Origin of the sequence: Bradyrhizobium sp. AUGA SZCCT0160 (assembly GCF_018130105.1) — a bacterium.
Lineage (GTDB): Bacteria > Pseudomonadota > Alphaproteobacteria > Rhizobiales > Xanthobacteraceae > Bradyrhizobium.
The window spans coordinates 81,191-99,091 of the sequence record NZ_JAFCMD010000012.1 but is presented as its reverse complement, the minus strand read 5'-3'; the positions used below and the strand labels follow the sequence as shown (position 1 = coordinate 99,091).

The following is a 17,901-nucleotide window of genomic DNA, read 5'->3' as shown; positions in this document are numbered from 1 at the left end:
TCATGGATAAAGTTGATCTCTGTTTCACGCCGGCAACGGATCTGGCGGGTGCGATCCGCGCCAAAAAACTATCCTCCGTCGAAATCACCTCGACGGTGCTGGAGCGCATCGCAGCCCTTGAACCCAAACTGAACGCGTTCGCGCATCTGGCTGCGGCGGAGGCGATGGACGCCGCGGCGGCCGCCGACAGCGCGCTCGCCAAGGGAGATTCGCTCGGGCCGCTGCACGGCATTCCCGTCACCATCAAGGACCTCGAACCGGTGCGCGGCATGCCGTTCGAACGTGGGACCTATTTGTTTCGCGGCGAGGTCGCGCCTGCCGATAACGTCGCGGTCGCGCGCCTCCGCAGCGCGGGCGCCATCATCCTCGGCAAGACCACCACGCCCGAATTCGGCTGGAAGGGTGTCAGCCACAGTCCGCTGACCGGCGTGACGCATAATCCCTGGAAGCTCGGTTTGAACGCCGGCGCGTCTTCTTCCGGCGCGGGTGTCGGTGCCGCCGCAGGTTACGGCCCGCTGCATCAAGGCAGCGACGGCGCGGGCTCGATCCGCATGCCCGCGCATTTTTGTGGCGTCTACGGAATCAAGCCGACCTACGGTCGGGTGCCGCAATCGCCGATGACGCCGAGCGACAACACCGTGCATCTCGGTCCTTTGACGCGCACGGTCGCGGACGCCGCGCTGATGCTGAAAGTGATGGCCGGCCGCCATCCCGACGACCAGTCGAGCCTTGAAGGGCCGCCGGCCGACTATCCCGCACAGCTCGCGAGCCGGCCGCGCGCGCCGCGTATCGCATTCAGTCCGGATCTCGGCCATGCCCGCGTTGATCCTGACGTGGCTGACCTGGTGCGCAAGGCCGCGGAGGTGTTCGAAACCGAGCTCGGCTGGCGCGTCGAACAGGTCAAGACGCCGTGGGGACCGAAAGGCCCGGAGCTCGCGCGCTTCTTCTGGCCGGCGCATTACAGCCGTTACGCCGATCGCATCGCCGAATCCCGCGACCAGCTGGATCCGGGCTTTGTCGCATGCTTTGAGGCCGGACAGCACATCACGCTGCCGGACTATCTGAAAATGAAAGTCGCAAAGCTCGCCTATTGTGCGGAGATCCACCATTTCTTCGAGGATTGGGATTTCCTCCTGACACCGGCGGTATCCGTTGCGGCATTCCCCGCCACGCAGCTGCAGCCCGACCACTGGCCTCAACATAAGTGGGACTGGATGTCGTGGGCGGAGTTTTCCTATCCGTTCAACCTGGCGCAGAATCCGGCCGCGTCGCTTCCCTGCGGGTTCACCGCATCAAGCCTGCCGGTGGGCTTGCAGATCGTCGGCCGGCGCTGCGACGATCTCGGAGTGCTGCAAATGTCCGCGGCGTTCGAGGCCGCGCGTCCATGGGCTTCAGCGCGTCCGCCGATCGCTTGAAAATCTCTGGCGGGCGCGCCTACGCGACTTCCAGCGCCCGCGCGTAGGTCAACCCTGAATTGGCGATGTGCGACGTCATCAGCGTCTCGAACGCCACGAGCTCGCCGCGCTCGAACAGGTGGAGCAGCTTGCGGTGCTCGTCGAACGAGGCCGGTGTCTGGACGTCGACCGGTGCGCTCAAATTGGTGCGCAGCGCGGCCACGCGTCCCGATACCAATTGATAGGACTCGACAAGATAGCGATTGCCGCAATGCGCGAAGAAGGCCTCATGCATTGCGGTATCGGCTCGCCCATAGGCGACGTTGTCCTTGGCGGCCAGCGCCTGCTCCATCTCCGAGATCGCGGTCCGCATCGCCGCGACCGCGCCGGCACGATCATGACGATAGGCGAGTTCGGCGGCCTTGGGCTCGATGATGATCCTGAACGCGCAAAGCGCCGAGATGTCGGCAGCGCTCGGGGTAAAGACAAAGCTGCCGACCTGCGGCCTTATCACCACGAGCCCTTGCGATTGCAACAGACCCATCGCTTCGCGGACCGGCGTTCGACTGACGCCGAACGATTGCGCGATCATCTCTTCGGAAATGACCGCGCCCAGTCCGAATTCACCATCGATGATGGCCTGACGCAGCCGCAGCATGACCCGCTGCGACAGCGACTTCGGTGCATCGAGCTTGAGCGATTTCATGGTCCTCGTGCCTCCGGCCCGATCAGATCACCTTTCCGGGATTAAGCAAATGATCGGGATCGAGCGCCGCCTTCAGCGTGCGCATCAGCGCGATCTCCGCTTCGCTGCGCGCATGGCCGAGCCATTTTTTCTTCATCGTGCCGATGCCGTGTTCGGCGGAGACGCTGCCACCCATGTCGCGCACCAGGCCGTAGATGATCGCGTCCATTGCCTCCTTTGGCTGGCGCTCGACCGGCAGCCCAGCGACCCAGGACACCAGATGCAAATTGCCGTCGCCGATATGGCCGTAATGGACGCTTTCGCATCCGGCAATGCCGATGGTCAGCGCGGCCTTGCAGCGGCCGACGAACTCATCCATCCGCGCCACCGCAAGCCCGATATCGTAGGAAATGTGCGGGCCGAGCACCTGGGCGAATTCCGAACAGATGTCGCGCACCGCCCAGAACGCCTTGGTCTGCGCCACCGATTGCGAGACGGCGGCGTCCAGCAGCAGTTCGCGCGCCATCAGGCCTTCGAGCCAGGCTTCGAACTGCGGCGCGTCGATGCTCTCATCGGTGCCTTGCGCCTCCACCAGCACATAGAGGCCATGACCGGTGCCGACCGGCGAGCGTACGCCGGCCCGTGCCGTAATCACCTCCCAATAGTCCGGCCACATCACTTCGAACGCAGACAAAAGCGGGCCGAGCCCGCCACGCGCCGCGTCGAGCAGATCAAGCACCGCAGCATAGTCAGCAACTGCGCAGAGTGCCGCCATGGTCGAGCGCGGTTTCGGAAACAGCCGCAATACGACGCGGGTGATGATGCCGAGCGTGCCTTCCGAGCCGATGAAGAGGTGCTTCAGATCGTAGCCGGCATTGTTCTTCAGCAGCTTGTTGAGGTTGGTGACGATGGTGCCGTCCGGCAGCACGACTTCGAGGCCAAGCACCAGTTCGCGCGTCATGCCGTAACGGATGACGCGATTGCCGCCGGCATTGGTGGAAAGATTGCCGCCGATCGCGCAGGAGCCGCGTGATCCCAAATCCAGCGGAAAGAACAAGCCGGCTTCATCTGCGGCTTTCTGAATCGTCTCCAGCGGCGTGCCGGCCTTCACCGTCATGGTCGCGCTGGCGCGATCGATCTCTTCGATGCCGACCATTCGCTCCAGCGAAATGACGACCCAGCCTGGCTCCGGTGCGGCACCGCCGCACAGGCCGGTCAATCCGCCTTGCGGCACGAACGGCAGCTGCGCCTTGCGGCATGTCGCGATGGTTTCAGATACGCCGGCCGCGTCCAGCGGCCGAACCACCGCGATCGGTGTTTGCGGCAGGCTCGCGCTCCAGTCGTTGCAATTTCGGGCGGGAATTTCGGCGCCGGTCAGCACCGCCTGCGGGCCGAGTTTGAGCTGCAAGGCGCCGAGCAGCTCCAGCGGTCGTTCGGGTCGCGTCATCGCATCCATGGCGGAGCCTTTGTTGGTCCGTCGCGCGTCCATGCGTTTTTGGCGGCGCGGCCTGCTCAATACCGAGTTGAGGTCTTCTTGTATGTAAGGTACAACAGAAGTCAAGAAGCCCATTTGGGCGTCCAGATGATGGGAGAGGTCATGACAGCACCAATTCGCGGGTTTTGGGCGGCTGCGCCCACACCGCTGACGGCCGGTGGGACCGTGGATCACGCGAAGCTCGCGGCGCACGCCCTCAACCTCTTCAAAAAGGGCGTCGACGGCGTCGTGCTGTTCGGCACCACCGGTGAGGGCACCTCATTCGGTGTGGCTGAACGGATCGCGACCGTCGAGGCGTTGCTCAAGGCCGGCGTGGCGTCGTCGCGCATCGGGCTCGGCGGCGGCTTTCCCGCCATCACCGACAGCATTGCACTGGCGCGTTCGGCGCTGGGCCTGGGATTGAACCATGTGCTGATCCTGCCGCCCTATTTCGACCGTGGCGTCACGCCTGGGGGAATCGAGGATGCGTTCGCCGCGATTTTCGATGCCGTGGCTGACGACCGCCTTCGCGCCACGCTCTATCACATCCCGCAAGTGTCCGGCGTCGCCGTGCCGGCCGCGGTGGCGGCCAGTCTGCGCAAGCGCTACGGCGTTATCGTCGCGGGTCTCAAGGACTCAAGCGGCGACTTCAGGCAATTCCAGGCGTTTCGTGCCGCCGCGCCCGAGCTTGCGATTACGGTCGGCAACGAGGCCGATATCGCCCGCGCCATCGCAGAAGGCGGTGCCGGAACGATTTGTGGGATGGGCAATGTCGTGCCTGGGCTGGTTCAGGCCATGATCAACGGCGCGGGGGCGGAAGCGCGCATGCAGGCCGCCATTGACGTCGTGGCGAGCGGGCCGTCGTTCCCCTCGACGTTGAAGGCAATTCTCGCCGCGCAAAGCGGCGATGCCGGCTGGCTGCGGGTGCGTCCACCGCTGCGCCAGTGCGCTGACGGCGCGGCTTTCAAGGCCAAGCTGGAGACACTGATGAGCCCGGAGGTCGCCTGAAGGTCTCAAGCCGAAGTTTCACGTGACGTACGCAACGCTCTAAGCTGCCTCGGGCAAGGCCGCACCCTGAAACCTGCGCGCGGCGCGGCGCGGCGCGGCTCTTGCTCGTGGCCGCGGCGCGGCTCTTGCATGTGGCAAGTCGTGCTCTTGCATGGAGGGTCTGTTTGATGACACCGTGCGGTCGCTTCGGGTAGGGGACACCGACCTGAACACTCTCGTTGCGTTTCGGTATTGGACGTCTCGATGCTGCTTCTGATTGCCCGGCGTCTCGGTCTCGGCCTCCTGGTCGCGCTCACGGTGATGACGCTTGCATTCATGCTGACGCGGCTGTCCGGTGACCTTGCCATTTCAATCGCCGGCCCGTCCGCGACGCAGGCCGACGTCGAAATCATTCGCAAGGCCTATGGTCTCGATCGTCCGCTCTACGTCCAGTTCTTCTCCTGGGTCGGCCGCGCCATGGTCGGCGATTTCGGCCAGAGCTACTTCTTCAAGGACAGCGTCTCCAACCTGATCGCGAAGCGCCTGCCCATCACGCTCACGCTCGGCCTGGTGGGCCTCAGCCTGGCTCTGATCATCTCGATCCCGCTCGGCATCCTGGCGGCGGTCCGCGAGAATACCTGGCTCGATCGCGGCGTCACCATGTTCACGATGGTGGGGCAGGCGATCCCGAGCTTCTGGCTCGCACTGATCCTGATGATCGTGCTCGGTCTCAATCTCGGCATCCTGCCGATCTCAGGCACCGGAACCTGGCAGCATTTCGTGATGCCGGGCATCGTGCTCGCTTTTACGGCAATCCCCGCCCTTACACGGCTGACGCGCTCCGGCATGATCGAGGCGATGGCGTCCGACTACATCCGCACCGCGCGGGCCAAGGGCCTGTCGCGCGCACGCATCATCTTCAAGCACGCGCTGCGCAACGCCGCGATCCCCGTCGTGTCGATCGCGGCCGTCCAGCTCGGCTTCATGCTCGGCGGCTCCATTGTCATCGAGACGGTGTTTGCGCTGCATGGCGTCGGCTATCTCGGCTGGGAGAGCATCGCCAAGAACGATTTTCCTGTCGTGCAAGCGGTGGTGCTGGTGCTGGCGGCGATCTATATCGGCCTCACGCTGCTTTCCGACATCCTCAACGCGCTGCTTGATCCGAGGCTCCGGACCGGATGAGCGAACCGATTGCAATCCATGCGCCCCTGACGTCGCGGGTCGGCGTGGCCGGCTTCACGGTCGGGATCGTCATCGTCGGCATCATCGCGGTGGCCGCGATTATCGGCAATCAGCTGGTGCCGCATGATCCCTTCACCCAGGACCTCGGCAACCGCCTCAAGCCGCCATTCTGGATGGAGGGCACCCAGGCCGGGCATCTGCTCGGCACCGATCAGCTCGGCCGCGACTATCTGGCGCGGCTGGTGTACGGCGCGCGCATTTCGCTGCTGATCGGTATCATGACGGTCATCACGTCGGGACTGATCGGCATCACGCTCGGCGTGCTCGGCGGCTTCTTCGGCGGTCGCATCGACGACGCCGTGCTGTTCGCCATCACCACGCGGCTGTCGATCCCGGTGGTGCTGGTCGCGCTCGCAGTTGTGGGGCTGATGGGCTCGGGCCTTGGCCTCGTGGTCGCAACCCTCGGGCTTTTGTTGTGGGACCGTTTTGCGGTGGTGGCGCGCGCGACCACGATGCAGATTCGCAGCCTCGATTACGTCAATGCCGCCCGCTGCGCCGGCGCCTCGACCTCGCATCTGCTGATCAGGGAGATCCTACCGAACATCGCGAGCCATCTTGCCGTGGTGGCAACATTGGAAATGGCGCTCGCGATCCTGCTCGAGGCCGCGCTGTCGTTCCTCGGCCTCGGCGTGCCGCCGCCGCTGCCGTCCTGGGGTCTGATGATCGCCGAGGGCAAGGATTACATGTTCTTTTCGGCCTGGGTGATCATGGTGCCCGGCGTCGCGCTGTTCATCCTGGTGCTCGGCATCAACCTGGTCGGCGACGGATTGCGCAATCTGCTCGGCTCGGAGCGGTCGCGATGAGCGCATTGCTTGACATCGAGGATCTCGAAGTGATGTTCGGCGGCCGTAGCGCGGCGGTACGCGGCGCCTCGTTTCAGGTCGAGAAGGGCGAGACGCATTGCCTGGTCGGCGAATCCGGCTGCGGCAAATCGGTGACCGCGCTGTCGATCATGAACCTGCTCGCGCGCGGCGGCCGGCGCTCCGCCAAACGCATGAGCTTTGCCGGCACCGACCTCCTTTCGCTGTCCGACCGCGAGATGGCGCGCCTGCGCGGCAACCGGATCTCGATGATCTTCCAGGAGCCGATGACCAGCCTCAACCCGGCCTTTACGATCGGCTCGCAAATGGCTGAGGTGCTGACCCGCCACAAGGGCGGCTCGCGCACCGCCGCGCTCGAGCGGGCGGTCGAACTGATGGGCCGCGTCGGTATCACCGCGCCGGAGATGCGGCTCGGCCAGTTTCCGCACCAGCTTTCCGGCGGCTTGCGTCAGCGCGTCATGATCGCGATGGCGTTGATGTGCGATCCCGAACTGCTGGTCGCCGACGAGCCGACCACCGCGCTCGACGTTACCGTGCAGGCGCAGATCCTGCGGCTGCTGGCGAGCCTGAAGCGTGAACTCGGCCTTGCGATCCTCTTGATCACCCATGACCTCGGCATCGTCGCCCGCGTCGCCGACCGCGTGTCGGTGATGTATGCGGGCGAGGTGGTCGAGCGCGCGCCGACCGCGGAATTGTTCCGCAGCCCCCAACACCCCTATACGCGCGGCCTCTTGTCCTGCGTGCCGGTGCCGGGCCGGGTGCAGCGCGACCGGCCGCTCGGCTCGATCCCGGGCGTGGTGCCGGCGATCGGACCCGGCTTTGCAGGCTGCGCGTTCCGCTCACGCTGTTCCCATGCCGACGCCAGCTGCGAACGCGAAATTCCGCGCCGCGAGGCAGCTGGCGCGCACGACTATCTGTGCCGGCTCGCGCCGCAGTTCTCGGAGCCGCAGCCCGCATGAGCGTCGCGATCGAAGTCCAGAATTTGCGGTGCGAGTTCCGGGTCAACGCCGGGTGGTTTGCGGCGGAAAAGCGCGTGATCGCGGTCGACGACGTTACCTTCAGCGTGCCGGCGGGCAGCGTGCTCGGCATTGTCGGCGAGTCCGGGTGTGGAAAATCCACTCTGGCGCGGCTGATCCTCGGGCTGCTGAAGCCGACGGCGGGGACCGTGCTGGTCGACGGCAAGCGCCTGTTCGATCTCGATCGCAAGGCGCGGGCGCGATTGATCCAGCCGGTGTTCCAGGATCCGTTCGCCTCGCTCAATCCGCGGCACCGCATCAAGGACATCGTCGCGCTGCCGCTCGCCGCCCAGGGCACCTTCTCACGCGCGGAAATCGAGCGCCGGGTCGCTCAAATTCTGGAACGCGTCGGGCTTTCGGCGGCGATGGGCGAGCGCATGCCCTCGCAACTCTCCGGCGGGCAGCGCCAGCGGGCGGCGATTGCCCGTGCGCTGGTGCTCGAGCCGCGGATCGTGATCTGCGACGAGCCGACCAGTGCGCTCGACGTTTCGGTGCAGGCGCAAATCCTCAATTTGCTCGCCGATCTGCGCCGCGATCTCGGACTGACCTATCTTTTCATCAGCCACAATCTGGCGGTCGTGGAGCATGTCGCGAGCGAGGTCGCGGTGATGTATCTCGGTCGTTTCGTCGAGCGCAACGAAACCGACGCCCTGTTTCGTGCGCCCGGTCATCCCTACACGCAGGCGTTGCTGCAAAGCGTGCTGACACCGGAGCCGGGCCGGGGCGTGCCCGATATCGGCCTTGGCGACGCCATGCCGGATCCGGCCAATATTCCCCCGGGCTGCCGGTTCAACCCGCGCTGCGGCATCGCCGTTGAGCGCTGCCGCCGTGTGGCACCAACGCCCATGGCCCGCGCGCCCCAGGGAATGGTAGAGTGCCATCTGGCATAGAGTGTGCTTGAAATCGGTCTTGCGATCGGAACCAAAGGAGGACGGCATGGGCGTGCAATTGAGATTTGGTGCGGCGATCCTCGCGGCGGCACTGGTCGGTGCCGGCGCTTCCCCGGCGCTGGCGCAGAAGTCCGCCGACACGTTGCGGATCACGATGCGCGCCGCGTTGTCGAACATCGACCCCTACTATAACAACGAGCGCACCGGCGTGGTGATGCACCACCAGGGCTGGGACGGGTTGGTCTACCGCAACCCCGAAACCTTCAAGGTCGAGCCGCTGCTCGCCACCGAGTGGAAGCTGCCGGATACGACCACGATCGAGTTTACGCTCAGGCCCGGCGTCAAATTCCACGACGGCAGCGCGTTCACCGCCGATGACGTCGTCTACACGCTCAATCTCATATCCGATCCCGCGAGCAAGGTGTCGACCCCGGCGAACTACAACTGGATCGACAAGGCGGAGAAGACCGGCGACATGTCGGTTCGCGTCAAACTCAAGCGGCCGACGCCGGCGGCGCTGGATTATTTCGCGATGGTTGTCCCGATCTACCCCAAGGCCTATCGCGAGAAGGTCGGTGCGGAAGCCTATGCCAAGGCGCCGGTCGGCGCCGGCCCCTACAAGATGACCAAGGTCGAATCGGGCGTCTCCATCGACTTCGAACGCTTCGAGGATTATTGGGCCGGCAGCCCCAAGGGTAAAGCCGCGATCAAGAAGATGAGTGTGCGCTTCGTGCCGGATGCCGCCACCGAAATGACCGAACTGCTCTCCGGTCGTGCGGACTGGATCTGGAATCTGAACCCCGACCAGTTCGATAGCGTCAACAAGTTCCCGAATCTGGCGGCCGTGCGCAAGGAGTCAATGCGGGTAGGCTATCTCGCGCTTGACGCCGCCGGCCGCACCGGCGCCGACAATCCTTTGACCAAGCTCAAGGTGCGCCAGGCGATCTGGCACGCGATCGACCGGCAGACGATTGCCGACAAGCTCGTCACCGGCGGAAGCCGCGTTCCGGGGGCTCCCTGCTTCCCGACTCAATTCGGCTGCAACGGCGAGGCCGCGACGCTTTACGACTACAATCCCGCCAAGGCGAAGCAGCTGCTCGCGGAAGCCGGCTATCCGGATGGCTTCGAAGTCGATCTGGCCAGCTATATATTGCCGCAATGGGGCTCGGCGATTCAGAACTATCTGATGGCGGTCGGCATCCGCGCCAAGCTCAACCAGCTCCAGGTCGGCGCGCTGATACAGCGCGCGAAGGCAGGGGAACTGCGCGCCTATCTCGGCACCTGGGGCAGCTATTCGATCAATGACGTCTCGGCCTTCCTGCCGAACTTCTTTGACGGCGGCGCCGACGATTATGCGCGCGATCCGGACGTGCAGAAATGGCTGATCGAGGGCGGATCGACCAATGACGCTGAAGTGCGCAACAAGGCCTATTCGGCCGCGATCCAGCGCATCACCCAGCAGGCCTATTTCACGCCGCTGCACACCTATGTGACGACCTACGGCTATTCCAAGCAGCTCGAATTCACCCCCTATTCGGACGAGCTGCCGCGCTTCTATCTGGCGAAGTGGAAGTAGGCTGAAGCAAACGAGCCCGGCGCGGCATCGCCGCGCCGGTTTAGCCCACTGGCGTCATCGGTTTCGAAGCGTCTAGAATGCCCGAATCTCGGCGCGGCATTCGGGAACACGATGACAGGATTGCTCAGTCGGCGTGATGCGTTGGTGCGGAGCGCGGGGCTTGCGGCGGCCGGCCTGGTTTCCAACGCGGGTTTTGCCGCACCTGTCCGCAAGCCGGTTTCCGGCGAGGCGATCGACGCTGCATTGCTGGCGAAGATCGGCGCCAAGGAAATACCCGGCGTGGTCGCGATGGCCGCGAACGAAACCTCGGTCGTCTACCAAGGGGCATTCGGCGCGCGCAACGTCGCGGCCGCAATGCCAATGTCACCAGATACGGTTTTTCGTATTGCCTCGATGGTCAAATTGCTGACGTCGGTGGCCGCATTGCAGCTGGTCGAGCGCGGCAAACTGAAACTGGATGAGCCGGCCGCCAATATCGATCCGACCCTCGCCGCGCCCCAGGTCCTCGCGGGCTTCGATGCCAAAGGCGTTCCGCAGCTGCGGCCGGCGCACAAGCCGATCACGCTGCGAAACCTGCTGACGCACACGTCCGGCTTCAGCTACCCGCTGTGGGATCCGAATGTGGTTCGCTATCAGAAAGCGGCGCGGGCCGATCCGGCGCTGCCGCGCCGGCCGCTGATGTTCGAGCCAGGGGCACGATGGGCCTATGGCGGCAGTATCGACAATGTCAGCCAGCTGGTCGAGATCGCCAGCGGGCAAACCATCGATCGCTACTTCAGTGAACACATCACCGGCCCGCTCGGCATGAACGACACCGGCTTTGTCATCACCGAGCAGCAGCGTGCCCGTCAGGCCAGCCTGCATGTGCGCGAGGCCAGCGGAAAGCTCGTCCCAAAACCGTTCGAGAAGCTGGCCCCGACATCGGCCTTTTCCGGCGGCGGCGGCATCTATTCGACCGCGCCGGACTATCTGGTCCTGCTGCAGGCGTTGCTGAACGGCGGACGTTTTCGCGGCACAAGCCTGTTGCGGCCGGATACCGTCGCAATGATGTCGACCAACCAGATCGGCAATATCGAAGCAGGAATTCTCAAGACGGCCAATCCGGCACTTTCAAACGACGTGGATTTTTTTCCGGGCGTCCATCTGCGCTGGGGGCTCGGCCATATGATCAATGTCGATCCGGTCCGCGAGGGCCGCGCGGCCGGCAGTCTCACCTGGGCCGGTCTGTTCAATACCTATTACTGGATCGACCCGAAAAAACGCGTTGCGGGGGTGATCATGATGCAGATCCTGCCCTTCGTCGACAAGCAGGCGCTGGTGGCCTACCGGCAATTCGAGCGCGGTATTTATCGCGCGCTCGGGTAGGCCTGGTAACCTCCGGGTGACTGCCATTCCGCCGACGCAGATGTGATTGAAACGCGCGCGATGGCGGGCAGTTCGCCGATCGAAAATGTGATAGACCCGCCTTCATCCCATTCGAACCTAGGCAACGCGCTCACCATGAACCTCGATATGACCCGTCGTACCTTGCTGCATCTCGCCGGCGCCTCCTCACTTGCGGCGGCCGCCGCGGCCGCGGCGCACGCCGAGCAGGGCGGTAGCGGCGGCGGGCCGACTTTCGCCAACCGCACGCCGATGCGGATCGGCATGGTGACGATCCGCGTCCGCAAGCTCGATACCGTGGCGGACTTTTATCGCGACGTGCTCGGCCTTGCCGTGATGGAGCGCTCGGCCACCGGCGCCGTGCTCGGCGCCGGCGGGGTCAAGCTGCTGGTGCTCGAGGCGCGCCCGGATGCTGCGAACGAAGCCCGCAACGCAGCCGGGCTCTATCACACCGCCTTCCTGATGCCGACGCGCAAGGATCTCGCGCGCTGGCTGGTCAATGCCGCGATCCACCGCGTGCCATTGTCGGGCTTTGCCGATCACCGCGTCAGCGAATCCGTCTACCTCGACGACCCCGAGGGCAATGGCATCGAGGTCTATGCCGATCGCGATCCCTCGCTCTGGCAATGGAGCGAGGGCACCGTGACGATGGGGACCGACCAGCTCGATATCGACAATCTCGTCTCGCTCACCAATACCAACGTCAGCGATTATGCAAAGGCGCCCGACGGCTTGCGCATCGGCCACATGCATCTGCGCGTCGGCGATCTCGCCAAGGCCGACGGCTTCTACCGCGGCACGCTCGGCTTCGATCCGACGCGGGCGCGCAGCGGCGCCGCGTTCCTGTCCTCGGGGCGCTACCATCACCATCTCGGTCTCAACGTCTGGCAAAGTGCCGGCGCCGGCCGCCGTGACGACGCGGCCACCGGCCTCGCCTGGTTTTCGCTGGAGATCGAGAAGGCGGATTTGTTCGCGGCAAAGGAAGAGCGCCTGCGTCAGGCCGGCGTCCAGGTCGCGTCTGTTGCTGGCGGCCTCGAGGCCGCCGACCCCTGGGGCACGCGCGTGCGCCTCGTCAAGGTCTGAGCCATCAGGCGGGAGCAGATGCGATGGATGCCGTGCTTCCTTTCCGTACCATGGCCTACAACAATGGCTGGGCCAATCATCGCCTGCTGACCGCCTGTGCAGCGCTGTCGCAGGCGGATTTCACCGCGCCGCGCACCGGCTTCTTTCCAAGCCTGCGCGCCACCCTCAATCACATCCTGATCATCGACAACTTCTACATCGATGCCTTGGAAGGCGGCACGTTGGGGCCGGCGGCCTGGGCCAACCAGGAGCCGTGCGAAACGATTGTCCTGCTTCGGGATGCGCAAGGCGAGATGGATCGCCGGTTGATCGCCTTCGTCGAGCGCCTCGGCGCTGAAGATCTCGATCGCATCGTCGACGTCCACCGCGGCAGTCGCATTCAACATGAGCGGATGGACCGGCTGCTGCTGCATCTGTTCCAGCACCAGATTCATCATCGCGGCCAGGCGCATGCGATGTTGAGCGCGACTGCTGTCAAGCCGCCGCAGCTCGACGAGTTCTTTGCCGCGGAAGAAGCACCGCAGCGCGCAGGCGAGTTCGCGGAGCTTGGCTGGAGCGAGGATAAGGTCTGGCGCCGCTGAGTTACGGCTGCGGCGTCCCGTCGCGGCATCCATCCAGAAACAATTGGACCGCGGCCGTGACGCGCGTAGGCATTGTCACGGTCTGAGTCGGTCGACAAGAAGGTACCGCTGCAGTGCGTTTGGTGACCAGCAGCTTCCGGCCGGGAAGCGGAATCGGTCTGAAAAAGTGACCGACCAGGCACCTTCTTCGCCGATGAGTCTTAATGAGGTTCCCGGCCGCGTGTGTCGATATAGCCCTTTGTTAAAATGCTCAGGGTCGCAGCCGGATCGGTCTTCTCAGTTATAGTAAATTCCAGCGTGGTTGTGTTTCGGTAGCGTTTCTCGGCTGGGATCCATGCGTTAGGCACCACGACCGGGATGCTATCATTCGCTGTTGTTGAAAATGTTGATATCGTTTCAGATCCCTCGACGCGCGCTTTGCCACTAATCCGGCCGCGATCCGATTTGAATAGTAACATTACATAGTCCACGACGCCCCCGGTTGGCACGCTCTTGAGCTCAATCTTAGTCCAGGTATCTAGTTTAATATTCATCGCCTTGAACACTATCGACGTGTTCTGATCGAGAGATTGGCGTAGTTTTGTCAGTTCAGCCTGAAGATCAGCTTTGTCACCCTCAAGTCGTTGCTGTAATTCGAGCTTGTCACGAGCCGCGGCCTCCTTTGCTGCAGCCTGACTTCGCTCGCCAGCTTTTTTCGTCACATAGGTGGACCCGAAGCCGCCGACGGCGCTAGCGAGCGCACCAAATAAGATCAATCCACTGAAAAACCACTGCATGGTTTCCTCGTCCATTGAACGCCTCAGGTTCGTACCTACTCGAAATTCTCTTCGCCGTCGTCTCTTCAGGTTCTGTCGGTAAGCGCATAACGTCCAAACGCTAGCTAGTAGATAAGTCTCGCAAATCTGTTGTCCTCGATCGCGCGCTTCACCTTGATTGCGTATTCCCTGGCGACGAAGGCATTCGTTCGCCGCCCTCTCGCAGGTTGATTCTCTCGCGGGTATTAATTCGCAGGTTGTGTCTGCGGCGCAAGGGCCTGAAGTGGTTTCTTTGGCATTTCCCGCGCCCTCGCCCGGTGGCGCTTAATAATGAGTGCCCCGCCAAGGCGTTTGCATGGAGCTAGGAGTGGCGCCGCGTTGCATTTCTAAAACTGCGGCGGCAGCTGCGCGGCGACCTCGCGCGCGGCGATGCCCATGTCGTTCGCCAGGGCGAGCGAGCGTGCACGATCGAGCTGGCTGCCGAGGCCGACGGCCGCGATCGTGTGCGAGATCGTGCCCTGGCTGTTCAGAACCGGCACCGCCACGATGGTGACGCCATCGATGTAATTGCCGCGATCGATGCTGAAACCCTGACGGCGTACCAGTTCGACTTCCTTGCGCCAGGAATCGTAGCTCGGCGCGTTGTGCCAGCGCAGCAGGCGAAATCGCTTCTCGATCTCCTTCTGCGGTTGCCCGCAAAAGGCGGCGACGCATCGCCCCGTGGCGCTGATCAGCGCCGGAAACCGGCTTCCGACATCGACATGCAGGCGAACCGGCGCCTGGCTGCGGGCAAGCGCGATGACGATCATGTTGTCGAGGTCGGGCACTTCGACGCCGATCGCCATGACGCCGTAGCGGTGTGAGAGATCATCCAGCTTCGGCCGCACCAGGTTCGGAAAGTCGCTGTTCTCAAGCACGGCGCGCGCCAGCGGCAGCATGCCGACGCCGAGCCTGTATCGTTTTGTTAGCGGATCGACTTGCAGCAGGTCTTCGGCAACCAGCGCGCGCACGATGTGCAGCGCGGTGCTGGGCACGAGATCGAGACTCTCCGCAATCGCCTTGAGGCTTTGCGGCGAACGGCTGCGGCTGAGCAGCCGGAGAATGGCGATGGCGCGGGTGACGGCAGGGACCGCGCGGACCCGCGGCGATTTGGGATTCGGCATGATTGTCTCTGTACAACAACGCTTGCAGCGTAACAACGAGATGAATCAATTGTACATATACAATTATAAACGCTATTTGACAATCGGCTTGTCTTCGGTATTTTGCCGCCATGACCAAGCTGACCCACTTCACGAGCTACGCGGATGCGCAGGCGGAATTTTCCTCCGCCAGACTCTGGGAACTGTTCGCGGGCAATCGCGAACGCCTGAACATCGCCCATGAATGCATCGACCGGCACGCCGGGCGCTCCAATCCGGCTGTCATTGTCGTTCACGCCGACGGGCCGGATGAACTGTTGAGCTTTCGCGAGATCTCGGAAGCCTCGTCGCGCTTCGCCCATTACCTGGCAAGCGAGGGCGTCAAGCCCGGCGATCGCGTGGCGATCATGCTGGAGCCGTCGCGGGCGTTCTACGTGGCGGTGTTCGGCACGATGAAGGCGGGCGCGATCGCCGTGCCCTTGTTCACGCTGTTCGGACCCGATGGCGTCAAGCTGCGCGTCAACGATTGCACGCCGCGGCTGATCGTGACGAACGCCGAGAAGGCGCCGAGCCTGGACGGCATCGAAGCGAAGATCGTGGTCGCCGACGAAACGTTCCTGAAGGGACTTGAGCGCTTCTCGCCGCACTTTACGCCCAACACGGCGGCCGACGCGCTGGCGCTGTTCCAGTATACGTCGGGGACGACGCGCGAGCTCCCCGAGGCGGTCAAGCACACCCATCGTGCGATCGTGACGCTGATGGTGGCGGCGCTCTACGGCACCGGTTTGCGCCCCGGCGATCGTTTCATCTGCCCGTCGTCACCGGCGTGGGGCCATGGTCTCTGGCACGGCACGCTGGCGCCGCTGGCGCTCGGCATCACCATCGGCGCCTATGCCGGCAAGTTCAATCCGGAGCGGCTGCTGGCGGCGCTGCAACAGCACCAGTTCACCAACATCTCGGCGGCCGCCACCCATTACCGCATGATGCGAAATTCCGGCGCGGCGCCGAATTATCGCTACGCGATCGAGAAACTGTCCTTCACCGGCGAGCCGATCGACAGCGAGACCGCTTCGTTCGTCGAGCATGTTTTTGGCCGCCCGGCCTGCAGCATGTACGGCACCACCGAGATCGGTGTGATTCTGGTGAGCTATCCCGGCGCCGGCGATTTCGTCGTCAAGCCCGGTTCATTGGGTAAACCGATTCCCGGCGGACGCGTCGAAGTCCACGATGCCGAGGGCCGGCAGTGCGCGCCCGGCGTCGCCGGCGAACTGAAGGTCTGGCGCCACGGGCAGTGGATCGCGACCAAGGATCTCGGCCGCATCGACGACGATGGTTATTTCTATCACGGCGGCCGTGCCGACGATGTGATCATCTCCGCTGGCTGGACCATGAGCGCCGTCGAAATCGAGGACGCGATCCTCAAGCACCCGCAGGTCCGCGAGGCCGCCGCCATCGGCGTCGCCGATCCGCTGCGCGGGCAGGTCGTAAAGGCCTTCGTCGTCACCGACCGCATCGGCGATGAGGCGTTCCAGCACGAGATCCAGGACGTCGTGCGCCAGCGCCTCAGCCATCACGAATATCCGCGCGTGGTCAGTTTCGTCAGCGAGCTGCCCAAGACACCGGCCGGCAAGGTCAACCGCAAGGTGCTGCGCGACCGCGAGCAGGCCATCACGAAATCAGAAGCGAGATAAAGGCAAAAGCCTGAAGAAAGGAACGTCAATGCTTGATACCGTCGAAACCAGATTTCCGAAAATCACCGAGGATGGCCTCGACGATCTGCGCAAGCGCATCGGCGTCTCCATCGGCGTCACCGCCGAGCCCTGGTGCTATGAGGCGACGCGCGACAACATCCGCCATTACGCGCACGGCATCGGCGACGACAATCCTTTGTGGTGCGACCCTGACTACGCCGCCAAGACCAACCATGGCGGCATCATCGCGCTGCCGAGCTTCCTGTTCTCGACCAGCCGCATCGTGTCGGGTTACGTCGGCGGGTTGCCCGGCGTTCATGCAATGTGGTCGGGCGCCGACTGGACCTGGCACAAGGCGGTCCGTCGCAACGACGTGATTTCGACCGAGGCCAAGCTGAAGGACCTCGTCGAGCACCAGACGCGCTTCGCCGGCCGCGCGATTCAGCAGACCTATCATGTCGATTTCTTCAACCAGCAGGGCGACCTCGTCGCCGAGGCGGATAGCTGGTGCTTCCGGACCGAGCGCGACCATGCGCGCGAGCAGGGCACCAAGTATAAGGAGGTCAGGGCTCGCGCACCGCGCCGTTACAGCGAGCAGGAACTGGCCGAGGCCTACAAGCTCTATGCCGAGGAGCGGATTCAGGGTTCGCACAAGCGCTACTGGCAGGACGTCACCGAGGGCGATGCGCTGCCTGTGATGTTCAAGGGGCCGATGACGGTCACCGGCTTCATCGCCTATGCGCAAGGTTGGGGAGGCCTCTATATCCGCGCCAACAAGCTCGCCTGGAAGCTGCAGCACGCCCATCGCGGTCTCGGCATTCCGAACCGCTTCAATATTCCTGACTGTCCCGAGCGCGTGCATTGGGAAGAGGAGTTCGCGCTCGAAGTCGGCGCGCCCGGCGCCTATGATTACGGTCCGGAACGCTGCTCCTGGCTGACCCATCATCTCACCAACTGGATGGGCGACGATGGCTTCCTGCGCCGCGCGACCTGCAAGATCCGCCGGCACAATCCCGAAGGCGACATGCTGTTCATCAAGGGCAAGGTGAAGCGCAAATTCGTCGAGGGTGGACGTCACCTCGTCGAGATCGAGCAGGAAGCCTACAACCAGGACAATGAAGTATCGGTGCTGGGCACCGGCATCGTGGAATTGCCAAGCCGTTCCTGATAGCGCGTCTCTG

At 63.9% G+C, this 17,901-nt stretch carries 16 protein-coding genes; 12 read left to right on the top strand and 4 right to left on the bottom strand.

Translation table 11 applies throughout. From position 1 onward, the window contains the following. Nucleotides 1–2 precede the first annotated feature (2 nt). The gene (locus JQ558_RS20135) at nt 3–1,415 is read left to right on the top strand and encodes an amidase (RefSeq protein ID WP_212294670.1); all 1,413 of its coding nucleotides are present in this window, start codon (nt 3–5) and stop codon (nt 1,413–1,415) included. Between the two features lie 19 nt (nt 1,416–1,434). Here JQ558_RS20135 and JQ558_RS20130 read toward each other — a convergent pair whose 3' ends face one another. After that, nucleotides 1,435–2,100: a GntR family transcriptional regulator gene (locus JQ558_RS20130; protein ID WP_212294669.1), complete on the bottom strand. Its 666-nt coding sequence runs from the start codon at nt 2,098–2,100 to the stop codon at nt 1,435–1,437. A gap of 22 nt (nt 2,101–2,122) precedes the next feature. After that, nucleotides 2,123–3,535 carry an FAD-binding oxidoreductase gene (locus JQ558_RS20125; RefSeq protein ID WP_212294742.1) on the bottom strand — a complete coding sequence of 471 codons (1,413 nt, stop codon included), beginning with the start codon at nt 3,533–3,535 and terminating at the stop codon, nt 2,123–2,125. Between the two features lie 141 nt (nt 3,536–3,676). Here JQ558_RS20125 and JQ558_RS20120 point away from each other — a divergent pair, with 141 nt between their 5' ends. From JQ558_RS20120 to JQ558_RS20080, 9 genes are all read left to right on the top strand, one after another. After that, nucleotides 3,677–4,561 carry a dihydrodipicolinate synthase family protein gene (locus tag JQ558_RS20120; protein ID WP_212294668.1) on the top strand — a complete coding sequence of 295 codons (885 nt, stop codon included), beginning with the start codon at nt 3,677–3,679 and terminating at the stop codon, nt 4,559–4,561. A 243-nt stretch (nt 4,562–4,804) separates the two neighbouring features. Beyond that, a complete protein-coding gene (locus JQ558_RS20115) occupies nt 4,805–5,722 on the top strand; it encodes an ABC transporter permease (RefSeq protein ID WP_192736646.1) in 918 nt (305 codons plus the stop codon). Further along, complete coding sequence (locus JQ558_RS20110) at nt 5,719–6,585, top strand: ABC transporter permease (protein WP_212207786.1); 867 nt, start codon at nt 5,719–5,721, stop codon at nt 6,583–6,585. The genes JQ558_RS20115 and JQ558_RS20110 overlap by 4 nt, the downstream gene beginning before the upstream one ends. After that, the gene (locus JQ558_RS20105) at nt 6,582–7,562 is read left to right on the top strand and encodes an ABC transporter ATP-binding protein (RefSeq protein WP_212294667.1); all 981 of its coding nucleotides are present in this window, start codon (nt 6,582–6,584) and stop codon (nt 7,560–7,562) included. Before JQ558_RS20110 ends, JQ558_RS20105 begins: the two co-directional genes overlap by 4 nt. Beyond that, a complete protein-coding gene (locus JQ558_RS20100; RefSeq protein WP_212207788.1) occupies nt 7,559–8,509 on the top strand; it encodes an ABC transporter ATP-binding protein in 951 nt (316 codons plus the stop codon). The genes JQ558_RS20105 and JQ558_RS20100 overlap by 4 nt, the downstream gene beginning before the upstream one ends. A gap of 46 nt (nt 8,510–8,555) precedes the next feature. Beyond that, the gene (locus tag JQ558_RS20095) at nt 8,556–10,085 is read left to right on the top strand and encodes an ABC transporter substrate-binding protein (protein ID WP_212207789.1); all 1,530 of its coding nucleotides are present in this window, start codon (nt 8,556–8,558) and stop codon (nt 10,083–10,085) included. 111 nt (nt 10,086–10,196) lie between these two features. Next, on the top strand, nt 10,197–11,450 hold the full coding sequence (locus JQ558_RS20090) for a serine hydrolase (protein ID WP_212294666.1): 1,254 nt from the start codon (nt 10,197–10,199) through the stop codon (nt 11,448–11,450). 135 nt (nt 11,451–11,585) lie between these two features. Next, a complete protein-coding gene (locus JQ558_RS20085) occupies nt 11,586–12,551 on the top strand; it encodes a VOC family protein (RefSeq protein WP_212271648.1) in 966 nt (321 codons plus the stop codon). A gap of 23 nt (nt 12,552–12,574) precedes the next feature. Then, nucleotides 12,575–13,132, top strand: a complete 558-nt coding sequence (locus tag JQ558_RS20080) for a DinB family protein (RefSeq protein WP_212294665.1) — start codon at nt 12,575–12,577, stop codon at nt 13,130–13,132. Nucleotides 13,133–13,332: 200 nt separating this feature from the next. Here the strand turns inward: JQ558_RS20080 and JQ558_RS20075 are convergent, their stop codons facing one another. After that, nucleotides 13,333–13,923: a hypothetical protein gene (locus JQ558_RS20075; RefSeq protein WP_212294664.1), complete on the bottom strand. Its 591-nt coding sequence runs from the start codon at nt 13,921–13,923 to the stop codon at nt 13,333–13,335. Between the two features lie 350 nt (nt 13,924–14,273). Continuing rightward, on the bottom strand, nt 14,274–15,050 hold the full coding sequence (locus tag JQ558_RS20070; RefSeq protein ID WP_212294663.1) for an IclR family transcriptional regulator: 777 nt from the start codon (nt 15,048–15,050) through the stop codon (nt 14,274–14,276). 110 nt (nt 15,051–15,160) lie between these two features. Here JQ558_RS20070 and JQ558_RS20065 point away from each other — a divergent pair, with 110 nt between their 5' ends. Continuing rightward, nucleotides 15,161–16,720, top strand: a complete 1,560-nt coding sequence (locus tag JQ558_RS20065; protein ID WP_212294662.1) for an acyl-CoA synthetase — start codon at nt 15,161–15,163, stop codon at nt 16,718–16,720. Between the two features lie 28 nt (nt 16,721–16,748). After that, a complete protein-coding gene (locus JQ558_RS20060) occupies nt 16,749–17,888 on the top strand; it encodes a MaoC family dehydratase N-terminal domain-containing protein (protein ID WP_212294661.1) in 1,140 nt (379 codons plus the stop codon). The last annotated feature ends 13 nt before the right edge of the window (nt 17,889–17,901 follow it).

Excerpts from the sequence above, each read along its gene's own strand:
- JQ558_RS20135 (WP_212294670.1), top strand. The coding sequence starts at position 3 with ATGGATAAAGTTGATCTCTGTTTCACGCCGGCAACGGATCTGGCGGGT.
- JQ558_RS20130 (WP_212294669.1), bottom strand. The coding sequence starts at position 2,100 with ATGAAATCGCTCAAGCTCGATGCACCGAAGTCGCTGTCGCAGCGGGTC.
- JQ558_RS20125 (WP_212294742.1), bottom strand. The coding sequence starts at position 3,535 with ATGGATGCGATGACGCGACCCGAACGACCGCTGGAGCTGCTCGGCGCC.
- JQ558_RS20120 (WP_212294668.1), top strand. The coding sequence starts at position 3,677 with ATGACAGCACCAATTCGCGGGTTTTGGGCGGCTGCGCCCACACCGCTG.
- JQ558_RS20115 (WP_192736646.1), top strand. The coding sequence starts at position 4,805 with ATGCTGCTTCTGATTGCCCGGCGTCTCGGTCTCGGCCTCCTGGTCGCG.
- JQ558_RS20110 (WP_212207786.1), top strand. The coding sequence starts at position 5,719 with ATGAGCGAACCGATTGCAATCCATGCGCCCCTGACGTCGCGGGTCGGC.
- JQ558_RS20105 (WP_212294667.1), top strand. The coding sequence starts at position 6,582 with ATGAGCGCATTGCTTGACATCGAGGATCTCGAAGTGATGTTCGGCGGC.
- JQ558_RS20100 (WP_212207788.1), top strand. The coding sequence starts at position 7,559 with ATGAGCGTCGCGATCGAAGTCCAGAATTTGCGGTGCGAGTTCCGGGTC.
- JQ558_RS20095 (WP_212207789.1), top strand. The coding sequence starts at position 8,556 with ATGGGCGTGCAATTGAGATTTGGTGCGGCGATCCTCGCGGCGGCACTG.
- JQ558_RS20090 (WP_212294666.1), top strand. The coding sequence starts at position 10,197 with ATGACAGGATTGCTCAGTCGGCGTGATGCGTTGGTGCGGAGCGCGGGG.
- JQ558_RS20085 (WP_212271648.1), top strand. The coding sequence starts at position 11,586 with ATGAACCTCGATATGACCCGTCGTACCTTGCTGCATCTCGCCGGCGCC.
- JQ558_RS20080 (WP_212294665.1), top strand. The coding sequence starts at position 12,575 with ATGGATGCCGTGCTTCCTTTCCGTACCATGGCCTACAACAATGGCTGG.
- JQ558_RS20075 (WP_212294664.1), bottom strand. The coding sequence starts at position 13,923 with ATGGACGAGGAAACCATGCAGTGGTTTTTCAGTGGATTGATCTTATTT.
- JQ558_RS20070 (WP_212294663.1), bottom strand. The coding sequence starts at position 15,050 with ATGCCGAATCCCAAATCGCCGCGGGTCCGCGCGGTCCCTGCCGTCACC.
- JQ558_RS20065 (WP_212294662.1), top strand. The coding sequence starts at position 15,161 with ATGACCAAGCTGACCCACTTCACGAGCTACGCGGATGCGCAGGCGGAA.
- JQ558_RS20060 (WP_212294661.1), top strand. The coding sequence starts at position 16,749 with ATGCTTGATACCGTCGAAACCAGATTTCCGAAAATCACCGAGGATGGC.